This window comes from Nostoc sp. UHCC 0251, from assembly GCF_034932245.1.
Classification (GTDB): domain Bacteria; phylum Cyanobacteriota; class Cyanobacteriia; order Cyanobacteriales; family Nostocaceae; genus Nostoc.
Genome location: NZ_JAYGHD010000180.1, coordinates 1 through 6,094 on the forward strand (window position 1 = coordinate 1; position 6,094 = coordinate 6,094).

Genomic DNA, 6,094 nt, shown 5'->3' on the forward strand with positions numbered 1-6,094 from the left:
TTCAAGAAACAAGGCAGGAGGCAGGAGGCAGGAGGCAGAAGGGAAGAGGATTTAATTTGTTTCTTCCATCCATAACGGAAGCCAGTGCATCCGTAAACAGCTTCTATCAAGCAGAGCGTTTTGATGCCTAAATCTAAATCCCCGGACGCTCGCAGACTCGCTAACGCTGCGCTAACACAAAATGTAATTGCGTTAGCGACGTAGGAGCGTCATTGCGTTAGCGCAGTGGGGCGTAGCCCATTGCGAATTGCGAATTGCGAATTGCGAATTGCGAATTGTTTTAATCCCCAGAACGACGGCGCAACACTGCTTTGATCCGCGCCAGTAGTTCACGGGTATTGAATGGTTTGGTTACATAATCATCAGCTCCTGCTTCCAAGCCCCAAATTTTATCAATATCTTGATCTTTTGCTGTCAGCATGACAATGGGAACATCCGAAAATGCCCTAATTCGCCAACAAACCTCCATGCCGCCAACCTCCGGCAGCATGAGGTCGAGCAAAATTACATCTGGTACTTCCTTATGAAACTGTTTGATGGCACTATGCCCATCTGCTGCCGTTGTCACTGTATAGCCTTCTTTTTGCAGTGTGTAAGTTAGGCTTTCGCGTAGGGGTGCTTCATCATCCACTAATAATATATGGGGCATTTTAGATTAGCAATTAGTCCAACATTCAGTCCTCATTTTACCTGTTATACCATTTCACTTTAATAATGATACAAATACGCTCTTTTGGGGCAAGGCGCATTGCCCATTGGTGTAAACTTAACCTGAAAGCCTGTCTAGAAAAAGCTTTTACATATTGTCTCGTGTCTCGTTCCCAGTCTCCGACTGGGAATGCAATCTTAGAGGCTCCGCCTCCTTTGCTGGCGGCAGAGCCGCCAAGAGCAGCATTTCCAGCCCAGAGGCTGGAAACGAGATTTGACAAAGCTTTTATTTAGCTTATGTTGACACCAATGGGCAATGCCATCAACTCTTTTACCCACATTTTTGTCAGAGTTAAACTGTCATACAGACAGGCAATCCCGCCCAGAACTAAAGTTCCGGGCTAATAGCTGAAGTCCACTTAAGTGGACTGAATAATCAATTTAGTCCACTTAAGTGGACTTTAGCTATGAGACTCGGAATTCATTCCGAGGCGGGATAGAAACGCAGTGCGAGATTTATTAATAAAGATATGGCTGCGACAAGACTTGTGTGTACACGGTATCCTTTGAAGGGTGGGGAGTATCTAGCCTCTGCATAACTGGTGTAAAGTTTTCAATAATTCTCTAGCCGTATAGGGTTTTGCTAAAACTGCTTGCACATTAGCATCAGCAGATTGAGCAAAGACTTCCATTGAGTTGAGTCCGCTACAGGCAATAATTTGAACCTGCGTATTCATTTTTTGCAAGGTGCGAATAGCGGTGATTCCGTCCATGTCCGGCATCATTATATCCATCAATACGGCATTGATTTGATGCTTGTGTTGAGCATAGAGTGCGATCGCCTCTATGCCGTTATTGGCAACTAGTATCTTATAGTTATGGTTTTCCAAGATGATTGTGGTAATCTCCCGAATTTGGGGTTCATCATCCACAACCAAAATTAATTCTCCCTCTCCGGGGAGCAGATCCATCTCTTCTATGTTGAACGCTTGGGTTGCTTCCACTGCTGGTAAAAATAGGTCAAATTTGCTGCCTATATCAACATTGGTAGATACTTTGATAAAACCGTCGTGGTTTCTAATGATTCCCAGCACTGTTGAAAGTCCAAGTCCCGTACCTGCATTGACTTCTTTTGTAGTAAAAAATGGCTCAAAAATTCTATCTATTATCTCTGGCGGTATCCCAATTCCGTTATCGGCAACGGTAATCACAATATAATGCCCAACCTTAGCATCGAGATTCATTTTAGTATAAGCTTCATCAATAAACTTATTTTCCGCAGAAATTTTGATATTGCCGCCGTTTGGTAAAGCATCGCGGGCATTTACTACCAGATTGATCAACACTTGATGCAGTTGTGTGGCGTCCCCAGCGATCGCCCAAATATCTTTTGGGAGAACCGTGGAAAATTCGATAGATTTGGGAAATGTCTGTTTAGCAATTTGGACAATTTCTGAAATCAGGCACTCGACTTGGATAATTGTCCGTTCTCCTTTATATCCTCGCGCAAAGGACAAGATTTGCTTTACTAAAGCTGCTCCGCGTTTGGCGTTGGTTTCTACAAGTGCCAAAAGTTGCCCAGAACGCTCCTCATCTTGTAAAAATGTTCCTTGTAACAATTGAGCCGCTGCCAAAATTGGTGTCAATATATTGTTCAAGTCATGGGCAATACCACCTGCGAGGGTTCCAAGGCTTTCCAATCGCTGGGTGCGAAAAAACTGCTCTTCGAGTTGTTTCTTTTGGGTGATATCAGTGTCAACAGTCAGGATGGATTTGGGTTCTCCCGCGGAATCGCGCATCAATGTCCAGCGGCTTTCCACAACAATATTCTGACCGGATTTTGTAACTTTAGATAACTCACCTTGCCACGAGCCACTCTCAATTACGCTTTTCAGCGGTACTTCCAGTTGCTGCTGAGTTCCTGCTGTGTACAAAATTTCCTGGAGGTTTTTTCCCATAACTTCTGTAGAAAGCCAACCGTACATCCGCTCTGCACCTTTATTCCAGAATAAGATTTGAGCCTGTAAATCTCGCACTAATATGGCATCGGTGGCAATATCAAGTAGAGCGGCTTGTTCAGAGATTTTTTGTTCCGCCAACTTGCGCTCAGTGACATCCCTATTTGTGCCGATCATCCGGATCGGCTGACCGATTTCGTTATAGTAAACCTGACCTTTGCAGTTTAACCAGTGTAGGCTGCCGTCGGGCCCGATAATTCGATACTCTGTAGATCCCTTTCCTTGCTCAATCATCCGAGCTACACTCGCAGCTACAGATTCCCGATCTTCTGGATGGATTAAATTGAAATAGTCTTCAAAGGTTGGACACAAGGTATTGTTCGGCAGACCATAAAGTGGCCCCATATTGGCAGACCAAATACAAGTATTGGTAATCAGGTTCCGATCCCATATCCCTATTTGGGCTGTTTCGGTAGCTAAACTCAATCGCGCTTCACTTTCTTGCAGTGACTCTTCGGCCAGTTTGCGTTCAGTAATATCTTCGGCGATGCCACCATAGTACTCAACTTTTCCTCGCTCATTATAGATAGCAAAACCTCGATCCCAGATCCAGCGCATCGATCCATCAGGTCGCAAAATTCGATATTCTATTGAAACCGACTCATTAATAAGCTGTTGCTTTGCTGCAATGGTTAAGCGATCGCGATCGTCTGGATGAACGGAGCTTATCCACGACTCAAACTGCTCCAATAAACTTTGGCAAGAGCGACCCCAAATTTTTTCATAGGCAGGACTAACGTACAAGGTTCGGAATGAATCTGTGCTGGCAATCCAGAGAACTGCGTGGGTGTTTTCGGCAAATTTGCGAAATTTCTCCTCACTTTGGCGCAGTGACTCTTCTGCTAGTTTGCGCTCGGTGATGTCTTCGGCGATGCAACCATAGTAGTCAACTTCTCCTTGGTCATCATAGACAGCAAAACCCCGATTCCAAATCCAGCGTATTGATCCATCAGGTCGCAAAATCCGATATTCTGCTGAACTAGATTGACTACCACTAAGCAGTTGCTCGACTGATTGGGTGACGCGATCGCGATCGTCTGGATGAATTGCGTCTAGCCAAGAGTCTGACTGGTCATAAAGACTTTGGCAAGAGCGACCCCAAATCCTCTCATAAGCAGGACTAATGTACAAGGGACGGAATGAATCTGGGCTAGCAATACTAATGATGGCGTGGGTGTTATCGGCAAAATTGCGAAATTTCTCTTCGCTTTGACGCAGTGCAACTTCTGCAAGTTGGCGTTCGTGCTGCGCGGCTTGCTGTTCGGTAATATCTCTGCCTACCCCTTGGATTTCAACAACCTCTCCTTTGTCATTATGAATTGCGATCGCATTCCATTGAAACCAGCGGATACCGTTAACTGTCAATGCACGTCGCTCACGATTAATCAAGGGATGCAATGAAGATCCTAAAGCTGCCATATCTTCCATCGCTTCAGGCAAGTCATCTGGATGAAGAAATTGGAAAATTGACTGACTACGAAACTCATTTTGTTTCCAACCAAAGGTTTGACAAGCAGCTGCATTGGCAAAGGTAATCTGCCCTTGCAAATCAATGCGGATAATTACGTCAGTTTGGCTTTCCACGAGATGGCGATAGAGATTTTCGCTTTGTTGTAATGCAACTTCTGCACGTTGGCGTTCCCTAATTTCTTGTTGCAACAGGACATTAGACATAACAAGTTCTGCTGTCCGTTCCGCCACTCGTTGTTCTAACTCCTCGTAAGCTTGGCGCAGTGATTCCTTTGCTTGGTAGCGATCGCTAATATCGCAGAGTAACCAGCGCCACCCAACTTGCTTACCCTCTGAATCGTACATGGCAGCGGCTCTAATCCTAGCCGGAAAATCTCTACCTTCCCGTGGTTTTAGGTAAGCTTCCCACTCCTGTTGCTGCTGTCTATTATTTAGTTGGGTGATAAAAGTCTGGCGGTCTTCCTGAGCAATAAATAAAATTAATGGTTTGTTTACTAAATATTGTTGGCGGACAGCTAGCAAGGCTGCTGCTGCTCGGTTAGCCTTTTGGATAATTCCTACTGTATCAGTTACCAAGTAAGCATCTGGAGCGAACTCAAACAAATCTTGGTAACGTTGGCGCTCCAATTCTACTAGCTCACGAGCAACGGCCAACTCTTCGTTTTGTCCGCGCAGTTCTTCTTCCACAACCTGGAGTTCTTCGAGGGCTTGCTGAAGTTCCTGATTAACTTGCATGATTTCAGCCGATTGGGCCTCAACCCATAATTTTAAGTTATTTTGAGTCTGGCAGCATACTTGCTCTATCTCTGTGCGCTGATTAACCTGGCTAATTTCATCTCTGGGTTTTTGTAAATATTGCTGCAAGCCTTCAACGACCCCAACTATTTTTTCCATGTCAAAGGCTTGTAGCAAGCTAGTCTCAGTAATGATTCCTAGCAATTGTCCGCGATCGTCTAAAACGGGCAAATAGCCAGTCTGATACTCACGCAATAATGATAAAGCAATGAAAATATCCTGATCATCTGATTGCCTAAGGGTAATTACTGGCTGCGTCATCACTTCAGCCATTGTCACCGTAGATAAATCTCTTTTTGAAGCAATAAGTCTAACTACATCTTTTTCAGTAAAAATGCCTAATAAATTTACTCCTTCCATAACCAAGACACAACCAGATTGTTGTGGCTGATTCCCAAGAGTTAAATTCAGTGAAAAATTTAAGTTGGGAGATGCATAATTAATACATTGCCCTTGACTCATCAAGAAAATAGCTTCGACTACAAAACTATCAAGCCTAATTGTTAATGGAGAATAATTTATAACATGATTTAAACTAGGTAAGTTAATCAGTTGATTATTAATTTGCATAATTAATTTGTCAAATCCTAATAAGCTTTTTGATATTCAGGACGAATTAGCAGAAGTAAGCAACAGCCAGAGGAAGTAAACTGTTGGAAATCAGTAATTATTATGGCGCAATCAACTATCAATCAAACATCAAGCAACTATCAAGCGATTGCAAAGCAATTATAAATTAACTATAAAGCAACTATAAATTAAGTGTATTGATAAATATACCCTTGAAATATTAGAATGCCTAATATATCGGTCACAATACATCACAATACAAGTTAGTAACTAAACTAGAAAGTAAATAAAATTTTAAAGCCATCAAACTCATTCTATTGTCAAATTTATAGATAGATAATTTGCTATCTCAAGAAATGATCTTAATTGATGGTTTTGGTAGTCTCATTAATGTGAAAAATTTGAAATTAATTGATGAGTGCAAATATTAAACCCTTGCTCTAGAACATCGACAAAAGTTCGTGCTTTCGGCTTTCTTAATAAACAGGCAGTTCCGATGAAACCAGTTTTACCGCCAAGCATGAAAGCGGAACTAGGGACTAGTAGTTCGCCAAGTGAACTTGGCGGGGTAAAGGGTAAGGGGGAAGGGGGAA

At 43.0% G+C, this 6,094-nt stretch carries 3 protein-coding genes; 1 reads left to right on the forward strand and 2 read right to left on the reverse strand.

The genetic code is table 11. From position 1 onward, the window contains the following. Nucleotides 1–280 precede the first annotated feature (280 nt). Nucleotides 281–649, reverse strand: coding sequence for a response regulator transcription factor (locus tag VB740_RS16700; protein WP_190897174.1), 369 nt, complete (start codon nt 647–649; stop codon nt 281–283). A 65-nt stretch (nt 650–714) separates the two neighbouring features. Between VB740_RS16700 and VB740_RS16705 the strand changes: the two genes are divergently transcribed. Then, nucleotides 715–942, forward strand: a complete 228-nt coding sequence (locus VB740_RS16705) for a hypothetical protein (RefSeq protein WP_323201085.1) — start codon at nt 715–717, stop codon at nt 940–942. Nucleotides 943–1,232: 290 nt separating this feature from the next. Here the strand turns inward: VB740_RS16705 and VB740_RS16710 are convergent, their stop codons facing one another. Continuing rightward, nucleotides 1,233–5,501 (reverse strand): PAS domain S-box protein, encoded by a 4,269-nt coding sequence (locus VB740_RS16710; protein ID WP_323201086.1) that lies wholly within the window; start codon nt 5,499–5,501, stop codon nt 1,233–1,235. Between the last annotated feature and the right edge of the window lie 593 nt (nt 5,502–6,094).

Excerpts from the sequence above, each read along its gene's own strand:
- VB740_RS16700 (WP_190897174.1), bottom strand. The coding sequence starts at position 649 with ATGCCCCATATATTATTAGTGGATGATGAAGCACCCCTACGCGAAAGC.
- VB740_RS16705 (WP_323201085.1), top strand. The coding sequence starts at position 715 with ATGATACAAATACGCTCTTTTGGGGCAAGGCGCATTGCCCATTGGTGT.
- VB740_RS16710 (WP_323201086.1), bottom strand. The coding sequence starts at position 5,501 with ATGCAAATTAATAATCAACTGATTAACTTACCTAGTTTAAATCATGTT.